This is a genomic window from Heyndrickxia camelliae, assembly GCF_002844575.1.
Classification (GTDB): Bacteria; Bacillota; Bacilli; order Bacillales; family Bacillaceae_C; genus Margalitia; species Margalitia camelliae.
In genome coordinates this window covers 164,983-181,884 of record NZ_PIQO01000007.1, presented here as the reverse complement: position 1 = coordinate 181,884, position 16,902 = coordinate 164,983, and the positions used below count along the sequence as shown (strand labels likewise).

Annotated in this window: 20 protein-coding genes; 8 read left to right on the top strand and 12 right to left on the bottom strand. The window is 34.2% G+C overall.

The window, feature by feature from the left end; all coding sequences use genetic code 11:
- Window positions 1–277 precede the first annotated feature (277 nt).
- From CWO92_RS11775 to speD, 8 genes are all read right to left on the bottom strand, one after another.
- Window positions 278–748 (bottom strand): hypothetical protein, encoded by a 471-nt coding sequence (locus CWO92_RS11775; protein WP_101354398.1) that lies wholly within the window; start codon window positions 746–748, stop codon window positions 278–280.
- Between the two features lie 48 nt (window positions 749–796).
- A complete protein-coding gene (locus CWO92_RS11770; protein ID WP_101354397.1) occupies window positions 797–1,216 on the bottom strand; it encodes a hypothetical protein in 420 nt (139 codons plus the stop codon).
- A 375-nt stretch (window positions 1,217–1,591) separates the two neighbouring features.
- A complete protein-coding gene (locus tag CWO92_RS11765; protein WP_101354396.1) occupies window positions 1,592–2,062 on the bottom strand; it encodes a hypothetical protein in 471 nt (156 codons plus the stop codon).
- Between the two features lie 522 nt (window positions 2,063–2,584).
- Window positions 2,585–2,956, bottom strand: coding sequence for a hypothetical protein (locus CWO92_RS11760; RefSeq protein ID WP_101354395.1), 372 nt, complete (start codon window positions 2,954–2,956; stop codon window positions 2,585–2,587).
- Between the two features lie 16 nt (window positions 2,957–2,972).
- Window positions 2,973–3,491, bottom strand: a complete 519-nt coding sequence (locus CWO92_RS11755) for an acyl-CoA thioesterase (RefSeq protein ID WP_101354394.1) — start codon at window positions 3,489–3,491, stop codon at window positions 2,973–2,975.
- 166 nt (window positions 3,492–3,657) lie between these two features.
- Window positions 3,658–4,548, bottom strand: coding sequence for a cidABC operon transcriptional activator CidR (cidR, locus tag CWO92_RS11750; RefSeq protein ID WP_101354393.1), 891 nt, complete (start codon window positions 4,546–4,548; stop codon window positions 3,658–3,660).
- Between the two features lie 138 nt (window positions 4,549–4,686).
- Entirely contained in the window at window positions 4,687–4,812 is a 126-nt protein-coding gene (locus tag CWO92_RS11745; protein WP_101354392.1) for a YjcZ family sporulation protein, read from the bottom strand.
- Window positions 4,813–4,915: 103 nt separating this feature from the next.
- Window positions 4,916–5,734 (bottom strand): adenosylmethionine decarboxylase, encoded by an 819-nt coding sequence (speD, locus tag CWO92_RS11740; RefSeq protein WP_101354391.1) that lies wholly within the window; start codon window positions 5,732–5,734, stop codon window positions 4,916–4,918.
- Between the two features lie 169 nt (window positions 5,735–5,903).
- On the opposite strand from speD, the gene CWO92_RS11735 reads away from it, so the two are divergent.
- The 3 genes from CWO92_RS11735 to CWO92_RS11720 all read left to right on the top strand — a co-directional run bounded on the left by CWO92_RS11735 (window position 5,904) and on the right by CWO92_RS11720 (window position 8,155).
- Window positions 5,904–6,584, top strand: coding sequence for a Dph6-related ATP pyrophosphatase (locus CWO92_RS11735; protein WP_101354390.1), 681 nt, complete (start codon window positions 5,904–5,906; stop codon window positions 6,582–6,584).
- Window positions 6,585–7,095: 511 nt separating this feature from the next.
- Window positions 7,096–7,611 (top strand): hypothetical protein, encoded by a 516-nt coding sequence (locus CWO92_RS25420; RefSeq protein ID WP_158175675.1) that lies wholly within the window; start codon window positions 7,096–7,098, stop codon window positions 7,609–7,611.
- Window positions 7,592–8,155 (top strand): hypothetical protein, encoded by a 564-nt coding sequence (locus CWO92_RS11720; RefSeq protein WP_101354387.1) that lies wholly within the window; start codon window positions 7,592–7,594, stop codon window positions 8,153–8,155. Before CWO92_RS25420 ends, CWO92_RS11720 begins: the two co-directional genes overlap by 20 nt.
- Window positions 8,156–8,227: 72 nt before the next feature.
- Here CWO92_RS11720 and CWO92_RS11715 read toward each other — a convergent pair whose 3' ends face one another.
- Entirely contained in the window at window positions 8,228–9,346 is a 1,119-nt protein-coding gene (locus CWO92_RS11715; protein ID WP_101354386.1) for a 3D domain-containing protein, read from the bottom strand.
- 314 nt (window positions 9,347–9,660) lie between these two features.
- Between CWO92_RS11715 and CWO92_RS11710 the strand changes: the two genes are divergently transcribed.
- The 4 genes from CWO92_RS11710 (at window position 9,661) to CWO92_RS11700 (ending at window position 12,525) form a co-directional block, all read left to right on the top strand.
- A complete protein-coding gene (locus tag CWO92_RS11710) occupies window positions 9,661–10,122 on the top strand; it encodes a PAS domain S-box protein (protein ID WP_101354385.1) in 462 nt (153 codons plus the stop codon).
- The gene (locus CWO92_RS11705) at window positions 10,107–11,495 is read left to right on the top strand and encodes a PAS domain-containing sensor histidine kinase (RefSeq protein WP_268877594.1); all 1,389 of its coding nucleotides are present in this window, start codon (window positions 10,107–10,109) and stop codon (window positions 11,493–11,495) included. Before CWO92_RS11710 ends, CWO92_RS11705 begins: the two co-directional genes overlap by 16 nt.
- A gap of 155 nt (window positions 11,496–11,650) precedes the next feature.
- Entirely contained in the window at window positions 11,651–11,797 is a 147-nt protein-coding gene (locus CWO92_RS25080; RefSeq protein ID WP_133120556.1) for an ArsR/SmtB family transcription factor, read from the top strand.
- A 128-nt stretch (window positions 11,798–11,925) separates the two neighbouring features.
- A complete protein-coding gene (locus CWO92_RS11700) occupies window positions 11,926–12,525 on the top strand; it encodes a PDZ domain-containing protein (protein ID WP_101354383.1) in 600 nt (199 codons plus the stop codon).
- A gap of 269 nt (window positions 12,526–12,794) precedes the next feature.
- On the opposite strand, the gene CWO92_RS11695 is transcribed toward CWO92_RS11700, so the two are convergent.
- Together CWO92_RS11695 and CWO92_RS11690 are read right to left on the bottom strand one after the other, a co-directional pair.
- Entirely contained in the window at window positions 12,795–13,775 is a 981-nt protein-coding gene (locus CWO92_RS11695; RefSeq protein ID WP_101354382.1) for a DMT family transporter, read from the bottom strand.
- A gap of 214 nt (window positions 13,776–13,989) precedes the next feature.
- Window positions 13,990–14,538: a DUF3231 family protein gene (locus CWO92_RS11690; protein ID WP_101354381.1), complete on the bottom strand. Its 549-nt coding sequence runs from the start codon at window positions 14,536–14,538 to the stop codon at window positions 13,990–13,992.
- Between the two features lie 207 nt (window positions 14,539–14,745).
- Between CWO92_RS11690 and CWO92_RS11685 the strand changes: the two genes are divergently transcribed.
- The gene (locus tag CWO92_RS11685) at window positions 14,746–15,912 is read left to right on the top strand and encodes an MFS transporter (RefSeq protein ID WP_101354380.1); all 1,167 of its coding nucleotides are present in this window, start codon (window positions 14,746–14,748) and stop codon (window positions 15,910–15,912) included.
- Between the two features lie 168 nt (window positions 15,913–16,080).
- Here the strand turns inward: CWO92_RS11685 and CWO92_RS11680 are convergent, their stop codons facing one another.
- A complete protein-coding gene (locus tag CWO92_RS11680) occupies window positions 16,081–16,839 on the bottom strand; it encodes a TrmB family transcriptional regulator (protein ID WP_101354379.1) in 759 nt (252 codons plus the stop codon).
- Window positions 16,840–16,902: the final 63 nt, after the last annotated feature.

Genomic DNA, 16,902 nt, shown 5'->3' with positions numbered 1-16,902 from the left:
TTCAATCGAGTTGAAGCTCTTCTTCAACTAACGGGTGCTTTAGTTAAACAAGAAATATACTTATGATCTTCCATAATCGGGCGCTATTCCTAAGTAATAATAAAAGTCCAATTTCTCAATTTTAATGTTGAAAAATTGGGCTTTTTATACTTATTTATAGTGCAAAATATCACTTAATACTAGCGCATATTACCTCCTAAAGTGACACCTAACCTCTATTCCAAATAAAAAATTCCTTTCTCATTGAGAAAGGATTAAGACGATAGCTATAAGTGGATTACAATATAAAGTCAATCTGAACTTCTCCATTTTTATATAGATCATAGAATGATATACCATTTATTTTTGCATTATTCCATGATTCTTGTGGTGTTTTATAATATTTTGTATCGACAAGCCCACCTATAAGTCCACACCCATCTGTAGTATTCGCAAATATATACTGTTGATTTTTATAGGTAAATTCAATTTCTCTTCCCCAACTATTTAATAATGTCAATTCATAGTAGGGATCTATAAAAATCTCTTCATTTATAAATACTTCTCGAAAACTCTTATTTTCGAAAAACGATTTGTTCCAAAGAGACTCAACAGATTTATCTGTCAACACTGTTTCGCTATTTTCATTAAGTAAGCAATACTCACCAATATTTCTAGTGAATAAATAATTCTTCTCTTTATATTTGAATGGTAAGTCAACTTTGGTCGTTGAAAAATAATACTCCCAATCAGTATAAGATATATACATATTTACCTCCTAATAAGGGATTGGTTTGGTATCTCTTACCCCACTAACCTAATTATGTCTATGTGGAAATACATGTGTACCGTTGTCAGGATGAAAATAATCTATATCTTGCTTGGCTGCTTTATCACTTCCATAATATCTTCGTTGCTTAACTTTGCCCTCAACTATAAGATCTACAGATGTGTTCGCCTTATCCCAAGTTTTTGGTAAACTTGAGGCAACTTTTGATGCGTTAGATGGTGCTCTCATTCCTCCACCCATTGCTGAACTAAAAGATTTAGCAATTGTCATGTTAGCCGATGGAGTTCCTCCACCAGGACCCTCTTTTTGAGGCGGTGTATAATTTGGTTCTGCAATAGGTTCCGCACTCAAATTCTGTTCGGCTGCGGATACTTTTGAAATGGAAATTAGAAAACCAAACAACAAAACAAATGATGTAATAATCTTAATAACCTTTATAGACTTCATTTTTTAATCACCTCCCATTTACAAAAAATATCTCAAAATACCAAAAATTTCAACTGTTATGATAAATTATTCCCAATCACAAAAAATGTGGTAGATTTTGAGTTAAGTTTCATAGTAGATTCCTCTCTTTAATAGTCCATTTTTCCTAAATCAATTTACTCTAAATAGGCCCAAAAACACACAACTAAGGGTAATTATACCATTTCTTATTATACTAAACTGTCCCTATACTAAAAAAAATCCTGTAAAAACAGGATTTTAAGTGATTGAACTTTGTTATAAATGATCAACCTTTTTTTTAAAACTACAATTGTGCACAAAAATAAGTCCTATACGATTTGTTGGGATAATTAAAAAAGTTTAATTTATATTTAATTAAGATGTAAAAATTCGTCTTGGATATGACATCTTAATAGGAGCAGTAATTTTGTAATTATTGCCTCCATTTAAAACGAAGTCCTCACAAAAATAATTATGATAATTCGCTATCCAAGCATATTTTTTCAACAACTTATAATTTTTTTCATATTTCGTCAATGCTTTTTCTATTATTTGTTTATGACTTTCAAGATATGGAAATAAAGAAGTATAATCATTTGCTGCTACCTCGTCTTCAAACATATCAATCAGTTTATGTAGATAATTAACAAAACATTCGCCATCCATATCCTCTAAAACTATTCTATAAAATGGAGATTCTTCTTTATGATCCCCATAATAATCAGCAAAACGTTTAACATTCTTTATACATTCTGCACTTAAAATAATTCTAGGATAAACAGCAACCTGTGATTCTAATTCATATGATTTAATTAATTCTGGACCAAAAACCGTTTCCTCATCCATAAAATGTTCTCCTACACTTATTCCTACTAGTGTTTAATTCTAACTTTTATGTGTCCCTCCTTGACTATCAATGAATGACGAGATTATTATATAAAGTGAGGAAGAAAGGCTTTCGTCATCCTTCCTACAGAAATGTTACTTGGAATCCTTAATCGTTGGTGGCGATTAAGGATTCTTTTCTTTTTTCAGTACTATTAGTTTTTTGTAAGTAACAATTATAATAATAGACTTACTATAAATATACATAAACCAATATTAACATCAATTTTTACAATATTGTTGTAATAGTAAATTAGGTAATAATAAAGGTTGTTATAAAAAAATACACCACTTATAAATAAAGTGATGTACTCAAAAATATTATGATGTGTGACATTAAAGACTAGTTACTATAATCATAATAAGATTATACATTCACTTATCTTTAATTTTACAGTGTATTCTCTGCTACTCGAGATGTGGTTAAAGGCTATAACCTTTATAATTTTTCTATAACGTGGGAGAATTTTTGTAAAAGGAGATTTATTTAATAATAGGAGCTCCTACAATAGTTTCTGGTGATTTCCCTAGAATTAATAAGCTGATTCGGGAGTATCCGATGCTTTTCATCGTTGAAAATATACGCTTAATTACAGGGAAATCAATATCATCTTTCAAGTTTTGTAGTTCTTTTTTATATAATCGTAGAACAGAACCTTGGACAAATGATGGAGTATAGCGGCTTGCTTCTTCATCCATTAATAAACTTCCCATATACTGATATTTAAATTGCAATGCTCTAGTAAAACCAACAACATGAACTAGCTTTTCATAGAGGGCAGGGTATCTGACCTGAAGCTCTGATAATGCCTTTTTCGCTTCTTTTAACTCGTCTAAACTTGTTAATGTCAGCATTACTCCAATCCTCCTTTTAGTTATCCCATGGTTTGTTAATATTAATGTAGCCTGCTAATTCCTTACTTTTTTGTCTTCTTAGTTTACGCATTTCAGCGCGTTCTTTTGCAGTATTGTATAAGAAAATTTCCTCTTCTGTTTCTGGTATAACACCTGGTACTTGTACTGGTTTTTTATTTTCATCTAAGGCAACAAAGGTTAGAAATGCAGTTGCTGCAATTCGGCGTTCGCCTGTCATAATATCCTCAGCAATAACTTTGCAGAAGATTTCCATAGATGTTCTTCCTGTATAAGTAACAAATGACTCCACACATACGGAGTCTGTTTGATGAATAGGGCAAAGAAAATCAATAGAATCTGTTGATGCAGTAACACATTCACTAATTCTAGAGTGTCTGCGGGCAGATAACGTGGCGGCATCGTCCAATTTTTTCATTAAAATTCCGCCAAATAAAGTATTGTAGTTATTTAGATCACAAGATAATACTTGTGCAGTATTTACGATACGGCTTTCACTTACTTTTTTTGCGTTCATTACATAACATCCTTTCTTATTTTAAGTCCAAGGATGAAATACCAGATAGTTTGCCTACTATTAAAGTGTAAGACGCATCGAACTGTATGTAAAATGGTTATATTTTATACTTAATATAGCTTTTGTCTATGTAAATGCTTGCAACTATAATGAAAGGGCATACAACCTATAAGCCCTTTTTCAGCTCTTCTTTTATAAATGATAGCCACTCACGAGCTGCAAAAGAAAGATATTGATTTTTGCCCCATATAATTCCTAGATTCCAGCTTACTGTTGGATTTACCACTTTGATGGATTTCACTTTTTTATCATCTAGGTGATGGCATAGACTCTCAGGTAAAAGGGAAACACCTAAGTTCCAAGATACCATTTCCTCAATAAAGGACCATTGAGAACTTTTGGATATGATCTTTGGAGCGAATCCTACACTTTGACAGGCAGAAATTATACGATCATGAAGAACAAATTCTTTATTAAATAATATAAAGGATTCATTTTGAAGCTCTGCCAAATCAATCTGATCGCGCTCTGCAAGCGGATGGGAAGGATGTAAGATGAGATTTAAATCTTCTTCCATAAAAGAAAAATAGTTGAAAATATCATTGTTCGTCGGAAGAACGACAATACCTACATCCAGTAGATTATTTTCTACATCCTCCTCGACTTTTTTGGAGCCATCTTCTGTTAATTGAAAGGAAATGCCTGGATATTTCTCGGAAAAAAGTCCAATAAATTTAAGTAAAAAATGTGCATCAATAATAGGGGGGAGTCCTATTCGAATATTACCAGTTTTAAGACCCAGAAGATTATCTAATTCCAGTTCTAAATTATGAAATGCCTTGTCCACTAATTTTGCCTGTTCTAATATTACTTTTCCTGCGTCTGTTAAGGTTAATTGCTTCCGGGAGCGGTCAAATAGGGAAACCCCTAATTCTGTCTCCAGATTCTTAATCATTTTACTAATGGTAGGTTGTGTAATAAATAAATGTTCTGCAGCAATCGAAAAACTGTTATATTTCGTCACCTCGATAAAATATTGTAAATGCTTTATGTCCAAAAAAATACACCTGCCTGAATAAATTGTATAAAGCCATTGTACTAGCCAAAGCATGATTAATAAAGTTTCAGACTCTATATAAATAGGAAATGAAGCGTCACAGATGACGCCTCATTGAATAAAGAAGGGTGTGTGTTGTTAGCAAACCCAAGCTGCACCTATGATAATTAACAAGATAAATAACACAACTAATAATACGAACATGTTGCCTCCGTAACCCACAGGTGCGGCATATGCATAACCTCTGTTACAGCAAAATCCCATTATTCGCACCTCCATTCAAATGGAATTACTACATTTTATGAAGGTCATTATTTTTGGTAAAGGACGTATGCTGAGGTAATGGCATTTTGGGTGAGCAAGGTAACTAATAAAAACCATCATTCAAATTTTTCCCGTAAAAAATTTCATCCATTTCTGTTTGCAATTTAGCGGTAATATGCTCTATTTCTTCCTTGTTTAGCTTATCTTTTGTATATCCAAACAAATAATTATTCAAATCAAAATCCTTCAACTTGCATTTTGTATGAAAGATATGTTCTTGATAGACATTGACATCAATCATGTCATATAAATTTTTAATATTTTCCGGTATGTAATTTTGTATCGAGCTGATTTCATGGTCAATAAACAATTTATGCCCTGTTTTATCTCTTGTAAAACCGCGAACACGGTAATCAATTGTCATAATATCCGTATCAAAGGAATGAATAAGATGATTCAAGGCTTTTAGCGGAGAAATTTCTCCACATGTTGACACATCAATATCGGCGCGGAATGTACTGATTCCTTCGTCTGGATGGTATTCAGGATAAGTGTGAACCGTAATATGGCTTTTATCTAACTGCATGACTACAGAATCAGGTAATGGACCAGGAGATTCACTGAAAGATTCTTTGGGTACTTCCACAACCGGCCCCTCTGATACTAGCATGGTTACACTAGCACCTTGAGGTACATAATCTTGTTTGGCAATGTTTAAAACATGTGCTCCAATAATATCGGAAACGGCTCTTAATATTTTAGTTAGCCGATCAGCATTATATTGTTCATCAATGTAAGTAATATACGCTTCACGTTCGGTTTTCGTTTTTGTATAGCAAATATCATACATATTGAAGCTGAGCGATTTAGTTAGATTATTAAATCCATGCAGTTCAATTCGCTGCTCTGGTGTTAATTTCATTACGCATTTCCCCTTCATATAAATAGTTTTATATTACCCATTCCTAAACTAAATCATGCTTTTCAAGGACCGAAACAAAAAGAAGCTTGCTTTGCTACTCTATATTAACCGTGCCGCGCAAAAAAATATGCTAAAGTAAATGTATATTATAGAAAAAGGGGAATTCTAAATGAAAGAGAGAATTGTAATTTCTTTTAGCGGAGGAAAGGATAGTGCTTTGGCAATGAATCGTTTAATCAAAGAGGGAAAATGGGAAATCGATTCATTATTAACCACTGTAACAGATGATTACAGTCGGATATCTATGCATGGTGTTCGCGAGGAATTTCTTGAAAAACAAGCGGATTCACTGGGGGTTAAGTTGCGGAAAGTACGCATTCCTAGTATCTGCAGCAATCAACTATATCAACAAAAGATGGGAGAGGCTGTTGAGCAAATAAAAAAAGAAGGAATTCGTTATATTATGTTCGGAGATATACATCTAAAGGATGTAAAAGAATATCGAGAAAAAATGCTGGAGGGAACAGGGGTAACTCCTATTTTCCCTATCTGGGGTGAAAAACCGGTTGATATAATAAATGAGTATTTTGCAGAAGGCTTTCGCACAAGAGTAACATGTGTGGATTCCGAACAATTAGATCCTATGTTTGTTGGTCGTGAGATAGATCAAGATTTTATAGATGAATATCCGCGAAGCGCAGATATATGTGGAGAAAATGGAGAGTATCATACATTTGTGTTCGACGGACCGATTTTTACTTATCCTATCGAACATACACTGGGAGAGAAAAGAATAGCTGATGAACGATTTTATTATGTAGATATAGCAGAGGGAAGGAGCCTTATATAGAGCTCTTTTTTTGTAGGGTTTGTAAAATAAGAAATATTTATACAAAATTTATGAATATTATGATAAAATAAATCAACTTAACCGAAGGGAGTGAGGAAAGATCCACGTAAAAAAACTCCAGCTTATCATAATTTGCTCCATCGTTATTATTAGCCTTCTTGGTAATTACCTCTATTATCAATCCAAACAGCTCACGCAACCGATTATGCTTAAGCATTTTTATGAGATAAATTCCAATGAAAACATGATGTTCGATCTTCATTATATAACCAACAAAAATGGGAAAAACGATATCCAGTCTATTACAATACCTGGCATGGGTCATTATCCCTTAAATCATGAGGCTGAAAGATGTGAAAACTATGGAAACTATTGTTTAAAAACTTTTTCTATAAAAATAAATGAAATGGATATAAAGGAGAAATCAAAAAATAGTTTTCATTTCGACAAAGTGAAAGCATATTTGTCAAATGGAAGAGTCGTAACTTATCCTATTGGGGAAATTTTCATAGTGAAAGATTCAGCAAGATTTCCAATCGACTTTTTAGCTTCCTCTAGTTCCACCGATCACATGGGGGAGCAATTACTAAAAGCAAAAGAACCGTTATCGATTCAATCGTTCCTATTTCCCTTTCACCATCAATTAGGGGATGGACTGCAACTATCTATCATAACAGATCAAGGATCCCTGCAAGCGATGTATAATGAAATGTCCAAGGGATATTCTGATGACCAAAAGATATCCGAGTGGAAGCAGGGAAAAGATCATTTGGTGGAGAAAGAGCTGTTTCCACTTAAATTACAAAAAGATGATCTTCTGAACACTAGCTACCAATTTACTTTTGGTAATAATCAAAATGGATATCACTTTTATCACTTTGCCATAAATCTCAAAGGAAAAACAAAGAATGGAAAAGAGTTTAACGTTCCACTAGTAATTAACTATTCCCCGAGTTTTACCTACAAAGAGATAGAGGAGATTGTAAAACAAAGGAGAGAAGTTAACGATGGAGCGCGAGCTAAATAAGATTTTTTGGGGATTTCTCATTGTTTTTATTAACTTTTACTTGTTTGTCATTAATATATCACCAAATACTGTTGGTTACTTTATCGCTGCAGCAGGTCTCAGTAGAGTAAACGCACAATCTAGCAATTTTTCTAAAGCAAAAAGATGGGCTATTCTTTTGGGAATTTTATCTATACCGAATATTATTAAACTAGATGACTGGTTAAAAGAAACTCCTTCTATATGGTCATTAAGTTATTCTACCATTATGGGACTGTTCCACATGATAGTTGTGTTATATATATTGATGGGAATAATAGAAACAACATCACATAACACACGATTACAAGTAGGAACAAGAAATTTTCTTAAGCTATACTTGGCAGGAAGTTTCTTATCCCTTTTCTTCCTTCCATTTATACTAAATGTTTCGGACAATACGGCAATCGTTATCACCTTAGGGTCTGCCATTATTTCTATCGTATTGGAGATTATATTTCTAGTGCTTTTACAGAGATATAGAAGTTCCTTTATATTGAATCATCATAGCAGTTCATCATCTTGATTAAGATAATCTGCGTATAAAACAAGAACCGGTTTAACCTTAAATAGGCTAAACCGGTTCAAACATATATATTTAATTCAATATTTTTATCTTAACTGTTCTTCGTCCAAAGGAAATAGCTGCCTTGTGGGATGGCATTAGAATATCAATTCGATGTCCATGAATGGCGCCTCCGGTATCACCTGCGATAGCTATACCATATCCTTCTACCCATACCTTGCTTCCTAATGGAACGACTTTTGGGTCAACCGCAATTAACTTCATATTAGGGTTTTTTCGGATATCATACCCTAATGTGGTGATGTGACCTTTCGTATCCTGATAACTATACGCGGTTGCATTCATATAAATTTCAGTTCCATTTTCGCTTGGTGCTTGTGGAGTGGATTCAATCGTACGCTGTTCATCCAAGGCTCTTGCCTTTGCAGCTGCTCTCTCTTTGCGAATATTTTCTTGAATAGTATTAATCTGTGATTCTATACTTGATTTAGTTTTTTTCGCCTGTAAGAGATCTTGATTAATATGTTTATATTTTTCTTGAAGAACAGTAATCATTTCTTGTTTGGATGCTAGTTTTGTCTGAAGATTTTCTTGACTAGCCGCCAATTTTTTACGTTCCGATACTAATTCTTCTTCTTTTTTTGCGATTTCTTTTTTATCGTTTTCGATTTTTTTAAGATCTTGTTTCTGCTGATCTAGTATTTCGCTATCAGCTGAAAGTAGGGTGGATATAGCACTAATTCGGTTAACGAGATCATCGAAGCTCTCTGCATTGAGCAAAGCATCTAGGACAAAGTTCATTCTGCCTCTTTTTTGAAAGGCAACTAATCTCTTTTTTATAATGTCTTTTCGCGCTAATACTTGGTCTTCAAGCTGCACGATTTCTTCTTTCTTTTCTTCAATAATCTTGTTAACAGACTTGATTTTATCCTCTATAGTTGAAATTTCCTCTTTGTTCTTCTGAATTAATGATTGAAGTGATTCCCATTCACTTTTTACGTTATTCAGTTCTTCATTAACTGCCTGCTGTTCTTTTTCTTTTTCTGAAATAGCCTGTTGATTGGTTTGCAAATTCTTTTGCATATTATGTAAGCTATCCGTATTTGACTGGGCATTTGCCCCTATTTCGGTAGCGGAAAAACAAAGTGCAGCAGTTGCAAATACCACAATGCTTCTTTTAATTTTTTGCATAGGGTAACCTCCCTTTCCGTAGTTAAGTTATAACATACGAAGGTTAAGACAAGATTACAAAAGGATTACTCTTTGTTACTTTTAAATGTCATAGGTAAATAATAGAAGATAAGATTAATAAATGAGTTGATTAAATAGAAATCGAAATCTACAATAAAGGTAAATAGTGGATAAAAGGATTATTTTTGTTGGAGAAATGCTAATGAGCTTTTCGTAGAAAGCCTTATAGTTGAATAAGCAACATAAAAAAGAGTTAAAAACACGTGATTTCATTTTTTGGATAAACTCACTAGAAAGGAACTGAATAGAAACAGATGGACAGTTCTATTGTTGCCTTAAAAAGGGAAAAGCGGATTTTACTAGAAAACTACTTAAACGAAAATCTTCCTCGATACGAGACGACTTTCATGGAAAATGAAGATGCAGTATATGCTCTTGACCTGGATGGACATTTTCTCCAAATAAATCCTGCCTGTGAGAAGATTTTGGGTATTCAAGTTGATCAAATAGGAGAAATAACTTTTCAGAAGCTTGTTCCGGTAGATGATTTGCATAGGGTGTTTCAAAACTTTCATGAAGCGTTCGAAGGAAAAGTTCAAAACCATGATTATAAAATTGCAAAAGGCGGACATCATGTTTATTTAAATGTTACAACCCTCCCGATTGTTGTGAATGACGAAGTGGTAGGGATTTATGGAATTGCGAAAGATATCACAGCCTTAAAAGAAAGAAATGCCAAAAATCGAAAAGAACACAGGAAATTCATAAATTATTAACCGAAAATTCTTTAGATATTATCGTGAAAACAGACTTGGATGGACATTTTCTTTATATTTCCCCTTCGTGCGAACAAATCCTCGGCTATAAACCGGAAGAATTAATCACTCAAAATAAATTCTCTTATGTTCATTATCATGATAAAAAGAGAGCGATAAAAAATCTCAACGATGTTATCAGCAAAGGGGAAAATGGAAGAGCGACTTTTCGAATGAAGAAAAAAGATGGAATATATATATGGGTTGAAACTCTTTTCAAACCGGTTAGGGATCCCGATTCGGATGATATTATAGAAGTAATTAGTGTTATAAGAGATATCACCGAAAGAAAAATATCCGAAGATGAAGTGAGGAAAAGGGAAGAGACCTATCGGAATTTAGTAGAGAACTCACCAGATGCAGTTATTTTAGCATCGGGTAATGAAATTATGTTTATTAATGATACAGGTGTCCATTTACTTGGAGCTTGTACGAAAGAGGCAATCCTGCAGAAATCCTTGATGGATATCATACATCCAGATTTTCACGACATTGCTTCTAAAAGAATAAATATGGGAAAAGACAGCCAAGAATTCGTCGAATATAAGCTTATTCGTTTAGATGGAAGCGAAGTGGATGTTGAGATGAAGGGAATAACAACCATCTATCAAAACCATCCAGTTAAACATATCATTATTCGAGACATTACAGAACGGAAAAAGACCCAAGAGCTACTACTAAACTCGGAAAAATTATCTGTAGCGGGTCAATTAGCAGCGGGAATTGCTCATGAAGTCAGAAATCCGTTAACAGCAATTAAAGGCTTCCTTCAGCTAATGCAATCCGAGCTAAATACTCATACAACCTATTTTGATATCATAGAGTCCGAAATGAATCGAATCGAGTTAATACTTACAGAATTATTAGTTCTTTCCAAACCTCAGGATTTGAAATTTGAAATGAAAGACATAGCTGTCATTATTGAACATGTGAAAGCGCTGATTGATACTAATGCAATTATGAAAAACATTGTGATTAACACCTACTATGAATGTGAAAACTTGATGATTAGATGTGATGAAAATCAATTAAAACAAGTCTTTATTAATCTCTTAAAAAATTCTATTGAGGCAATGCCAGATGGTGGAAAGATAACTATTGAAGTGATAAATCATGGGAAAGATAAAGTGAAGATTTTATTTAAAGACACTGGAAGCGGTATTCCAAAGGAACTTTTAAAAAAAATCGGACAGCCATTTTTTACTACAAAGGAAAATGGCACTGGTCTTGGCATTATGGTTTCCAAACAAATCATCGAAAATCATCATGGCACTATGCATATATGGAGTGATCCGCATGGTACCATTATTGAAATTATTCTTCCGGTTAAATAAGATATTCTACGGATCGTTATGGTAGAGCACAAGAAATTTCTTGTGCCTTTTTTCAAATAATAATTATCAAAATATATTGAAAAATAATACGAATGTATCTAATACATAACTATAAGGTTATATAATATAGATGGTGTTAGGGGGCATACGTTCTAATGACAGACATATACAGAGCATTGGCAGATCCTCATCGCCGAAGAATCTTGCAAATGCTATCACAGTGTGAACGAACACAATCAGTACTGGTAGATGCCTATCCGATTTCACAGCTAGCAACAAAGAAACACATAACCATTTTATAAGAGGAGGATTTAATCAAAGAAAGGAAACTGGGTAAATATGTTTACTATCGTTTAAACAGAGAAGTTTATCAACAACAATTTGAAATGCTGAAACGGGAAATTATTATCAATGTCACACCGGAAAAGATATGGCGGCATTAACAATACCGAGTGAACGAAATAAGTGGGAAACGAAATCTTGTGAGTTAGAATTAAAATCAGGTGGGGATACTTTTTTCGATTATGGCTGGAACTCAACTTACCGTTGTAAAACCAAGGGATTTATCGAGAATGAAAAGCTTGTATTCGAAGGGGATGACCACAGCCTTACAATTTGGACATTAGAAAAGTATAATCATGGTACAAAAGTTTCGATTGAATATACAGGCCTTTGGATTGGAGACCTTGGACATTTCGGAATGGATAATATGGCATTTGGAACGTATCAATTTATACGGAATTTAAAAAGCGTACTGGAAACATCCAGCGACATTCGCTCTTCCTTCTGGAAAAGCTGGATTGGTGTTTTTCACACTACAATTCAAGATAAAGCAATAAAAGGAACGAAAGTGGTCTGTGTAAAAGAAGGTACTCCTGCAGCAAGTTTATTAAAAACCGGAGATATTATTATAGAGGTTGACGGAAAAGCGGTTCATTCCCATGATGACTTTGAAATTCATGTTACCGAAAAAGTTGCCGGTCAGTATGTTCACCTTATAATATTACGTAATCAACAGGAAAAGCGTTGACTATAAAAACCGTTCCTTTTGGATTTGCTGCATAGTTTATATAAAGCAAGATATGTTTTATTAATGCTTTAAAACGGCCTTCATTCAGGCTTTTGCGGACATAGGTTTCGATATGAACGGTAAAATACTAGGATATCCCTGATTTTACACGATATAACGCAGCCTTTGTCCATAGAATGGAAAAGTCACCTTTTTGCCATACTTAACCAAACTGGTGTGCACGAACCTTCCATAATCCCATCATAAAGGCAATCAACCTTATGCATTTCTCATGCCCTAACATTTCGCTTATTCTCAAGAAATTGTTTTTTCTTCGTAATTTGCGTCATATAGCTATGCAATACCATTCCGATAATCACAACAAACATGCCGAACCATGAAAGAACGGAAGGATTTGGGATGGATAAGAAAATTAGTTCACCTATTAAGGTAAAAAGCACTTCCATCGATTGGGTTGCTTCTACAGATGCAAGCCTTTGCATATTCCCTCTTACCAAATCTGTTGCCTTAAAAAAAAGCACTGTTGCGATAACGCCTGAACAAATCGCAACTAAACCCGATTGAAGCGTTTGACTAACACTTGGCATGCCAACCGAAAAAAGACCGTAGATTGATAATAAAATCCATACTGGCAAGCTTGCTAAGGTCATTCCTAATACACGCTGGTAAGCGTCTAAACGTCCCATGCAATTATCCATCATCTTTCTATTTCCTAAAGGATAGGCAAAGGATGCAATAAGTACAGGGATTACACCGAGTAGGATATTATTAAGGGAAACATGTTTGGAATGCTCCAATTGCATTAGGATAATCCCAAGTAGGATGATAAGAGACATAATTAATCCTTTATAAGGAATTTTTCCTCTTACCTTTAATGGACCATGTCCAGTGTGTACTGTCTCAAAAAAAAGAGGTGTAAGCAAAGTACCTGAAATAATCGTAATTTGCCACGTACCAGCTATAAGCCAGCCTGGTGAATAAGCTGCTGCAAAGCACAAGGGAGTATAAAAAAGCCCAAATCCAACAAAGCTCCAAAGCAGCCAGCTGCCAGGACTCGCCTTTAATTCTTTGAATACCCCTTTAAGATTTCCTCTCAAAGCGACAATACATATTAAAAACGGAATCATAAAAATATAACGCAGGGAAGCACTCCATATCCAACTTCCTCCAGATATATCCATTGCCTGATTCAGAATAAAGGTGAAAGCAAAAAAGAAGGCTGCACTAATACCAAGGAAAATTGGTCGCAATTTACACACCTCAATTGTTTGCGTTTTAGATAAAAAAACTAGTCACTAATCGATAATATTATATAAATATATCTTACTTTGGTTATTCCATCAATAATTAATTTTGAATATTCTTGATTATTAACAAGACAATTAAGGTGGTAGGAGAATTAGTGGTCTCACGGAAGAAAAAAACCGCGAGACACATAACTAACATAAAAAGACGGGGAAGATCTTAACTGATCGGAGCACCCGGCGGATAATAGTAGGGAGGTACCTTTATCCACCCATTTCTTCTCATTAATGTTTTAAAAGATGAGCCATATTTTAAAAGTTCATACTGAATATTTAAGAAAAGTTCGCATACATCATTTCTAACAGAACAGGCTAATGCTTGCCCAATTAAGGTGATTTGTGCAGCCACTTTTGCAGATACTAGATTAGCAAGTTCTTCATCTGTTTGTTTTACTCCAAGGGGAACTGAATTCGGATCAGATTGCGGCTTTTCTGCCGATGTTTCTGGAAGTGGAATTCCTTCCTTTTTTAAAAAGATTCTTATTTGTTGGGCAGTTGCTTTCGATTGTTGCTCTCCATTTCTGATGGCATGAATTAAATCATCATCATTTGTTGTATTTAAGCCCGTTTGGTAAACACCAATTCCTTCTTCCATCATGGTCAACAGAACCCACATATGATTTACTTCACCAACATGAAGCGGGTTCTTCTCCTCATGATCGACAAGTGTTTTAAGATAATCCTTAGTGGATTCAAATAAATTTGTCATAAAATGTTAACCTCCTTATAAAAAGTATTTTCCTATAAAATTGTATTATTCACTCCTTTTGTGTTAAAAAATGTAAAATGAATCAAAATAGACATCTGATAAATTTTCAGTGTAAAGAAAGATAGCAGAAATTTTTTTCGCTTGTTTTTGTTGTGTTTAGAGGTTACTATCTTAGTAGTAACTTTTTAAACAGAAAGAAGGGATATCTTGAATTTTCGAGTTTATATACTTGCCATTGTTTCATTTGTCGTTGGAATGGCCGAGTTAATTGTTGGTGGAATATTAGATATCATAGCCAAAGGTCTTCATATTTCGATCGGTACAGCAGGGGAACTTATAACGGTTTACTCGCTTATATTTGCTATTGCCAGTCCGGTTCTTTTGACATTAACAGCAAAGGTAGAAAGGAAAAAGTTAAGTTTAATCTCACTTGTTATCTTCTTTGTTGGAAACTTAGTTGCTTTTACAAGCCCAAATTTTTTCTTTCTTTTTCTATCGAGGATTATTTGCGCGGCAAGCGGATCTCTTTTAGTCGTATTATGTGTAACCATCGCGGCAAGCATTGTAAAGAAGGAATTGCGTGCGAGAGCAATTGGGATAATCTTCATGGGAGTTAGTGGTTCTCTCGTATTAGGGGTGCCTATCGGACTTGTCATTGGGAATCATTTAGGTTGGCGATCACCGTTTTTATTTATTGCAATTCTTACATTGATTTCAATGGTAGGCGTTTCCTTGTTTTTATCGAAAATTGAGCCGAAACCAGTAATTCCATTACAGAAGCAATTAAAAACGCTAAGAAAGCCCAAAATTTTGTTTGCACAATTAACTTCCTTGTTGTTTTTAACGGGGCATTTAACGCTGTACGCTTATCTAACCCCATTTTTAAAATCTGTATTGCATTTAAATTCGAATATGTTAAGTATTTTTTATTTTATCTTTGGAATATCGGCTGTTATCGGAGGCGGTGTTGGAGGTTGGATGGCAGATAAATGGGGGTCAAAGAAAAGCATCCTATCGATTATCGCAGTATTTGCCATTGTTCTACTAATACTTCCAAAAGTCACTTTTTCTATCATACTTTTTGTCATTGTTATGATGATTTGGAGCATGTTAAGCTGGGCTATAACACCTGCACAGCAAAATTATTTAATTGAATCATCGCCAGGTTCCTCTGACATTCAACAAAGCTTAAATAATTCTGCCTTACATTTTGGCATCGCAATCGGCTCAATCATTGGAGGGATTGTGATAAGTCAAACTTCCGTATTGTATAATGCTTGGGTAGGCGGACTGTTCGTTGTTTTTGCACTTATATGTGCTATTGTTTCTATCAATAGTTCTGTTCAAGTTAATCAAGAAAATCATCAGTTCTAGATATGCAAAGAGAGGCTGGGACATAACTCAGTAAAAATCAAAAAAACGCATGAAATCAAATTTATAAACCTTGATTTCATGCGTTTTTGCTTTCGTAGATTTAACCGATATCAATGATTTGTTTACTTATGTCCCAGCCTCTTTTTCTTTTTTAATAAAAAACTTACACTAATATCGGAGACGCATTAACAGGCTTTTGATTTCTTCATCCTTCATTAATGTATCTTCGTATTTTTTGGTGATTTTAGTCAGAGCAACATCATGATAGAAAAACTCTACAAAAAATTTAACCAGGGGCTTCGATTTCGTTAAGATGGCTTGCCAAGCTCCTTCCTCCATGCCTGCAAACAATATTTCTTCATCATCTCTAACGATTAAACGATTTTTCTCCAACATGCGATGTTCTTCATTAGGGGATAGGATAAACAAAGAAGACAGTGGTGCTTTTACCTCTCCTACCACAAGTACTTCCACTTTTACTCCCAATTTTTCTTTTTCCATTAATATAGGTAAATATTCGTTAAAATCTTCTTTCCAAACAGAAATACGAATGGAGTTTTTTGCATTCTGGAGAAGCTGCTTGCTTTGTGAGAGGATGGATGTATCCAATTTTAAACTCCATACCCTGTCATCACTTAGCGTTTTTTTATAATTATATTGCTTAAGATTATCAATATTCTTTTGAAAGTCTTTCGTTAACATTTCAATAACAGCCTCTAATGGCAATGCGGTGTATAGCTTTTTCTTATCGGATATCGAATCTAATATCATCCCTTTTTCCAACAGCCGAGTCAAAACTTCGTATACTTTTGCTTTAGGGACGCCTGAATATTTTACGATTAAAGTGGCATCGAGTGGCTCATTGCTAGTACAAAGAGATTCATATACCTTACTTTCATATTGTGAAAATCCAAATTGCTGAAGCATGTGTCCGCCCTCTTACTTCTAATATTATTAATGGTCCTAATGAACATAATGATACCAAATATT

What these genes read in the sequence shown, in the direction of transcription:
- CWO92_RS25080 (WP_133120556.1), top strand. Translation starts at nt 11,651, where the DNA reads ATGACAGACATATACAGAGCATTGGCAGATCCTCATCGCCGAAGAATC.
- CWO92_RS11680 (WP_101354379.1), bottom strand. Translation starts at nt 16,839, where the DNA reads ATGCTTCAGCAATTTGGATTTTCACAATATGAAAGTAAGGTATATGAA.
- CWO92_RS11770 (WP_101354397.1), bottom strand. Translation starts at nt 1,216, where the DNA reads ATGAAGTCTATAAAGGTTATTAAGATTATTACATCATTTGTTTTGTTG.
- CWO92_RS11765 (WP_101354396.1), bottom strand. Translation starts at nt 2,062, where the DNA reads ATGGATGAGGAAACGGTTTTTGGTCCAGAATTAATTAAATCATATGAA.
- CWO92_RS11690 (WP_101354381.1), bottom strand. Translation starts at nt 14,538, where the DNA reads ATGACAAATTTATTTGAATCCACTAAGGATTATCTTAAAACACTTGTC.
- CWO92_RS11735 (WP_101354390.1), top strand. Translation starts at nt 5,904, where the DNA reads ATGAAAGAGAGAATTGTAATTTCTTTTAGCGGAGGAAAGGATAGTGCT.
- CWO92_RS11710 (WP_101354385.1), top strand. Translation starts at nt 9,661, where the DNA reads ATGGACAGTTCTATTGTTGCCTTAAAAAGGGAAAAGCGGATTTTACTA.
- CWO92_RS11700 (WP_101354383.1), top strand. Translation starts at nt 11,926, where the DNA reads ATGGCGGCATTAACAATACCGAGTGAACGAAATAAGTGGGAAACGAAA.
- speD (WP_101354391.1), bottom strand. Translation starts at nt 5,734, where the DNA reads ATGAAATTAACACCAGAGCAGCGAATTGAACTGCATGGATTTAATAAT.
- CWO92_RS11760 (WP_101354395.1), bottom strand. Translation starts at nt 2,956, where the DNA reads ATGCTGACATTAACAAGTTTAGACGAGTTAAAAGAAGCGAAAAAGGCA.
- CWO92_RS11775 (WP_101354398.1), bottom strand. Translation starts at nt 748, where the DNA reads ATGTATATATCTTATACTGATTGGGAGTATTATTTTTCAACGACCAAA.
- CWO92_RS11745 (WP_101354392.1), bottom strand. Translation starts at nt 4,812, where the DNA reads ATGGGATTTTGCTGTAACAGAGGTTATGCATATGCCGCACCTGTGGGT.
- CWO92_RS11720 (WP_101354387.1), top strand. Translation starts at nt 7,592, where the DNA reads ATGGAGCGCGAGCTAAATAAGATTTTTTGGGGATTTCTCATTGTTTTT.
- CWO92_RS11715 (WP_101354386.1), bottom strand. Translation starts at nt 9,346, where the DNA reads ATGCAAAAAATTAAAAGAAGCATTGTGGTATTTGCAACTGCTGCACTT.
- CWO92_RS11755 (WP_101354394.1), bottom strand. Translation starts at nt 3,491, where the DNA reads ATGAACGCAAAAAAAGTAAGTGAAAGCCGTATCGTAAATACTGCACAA.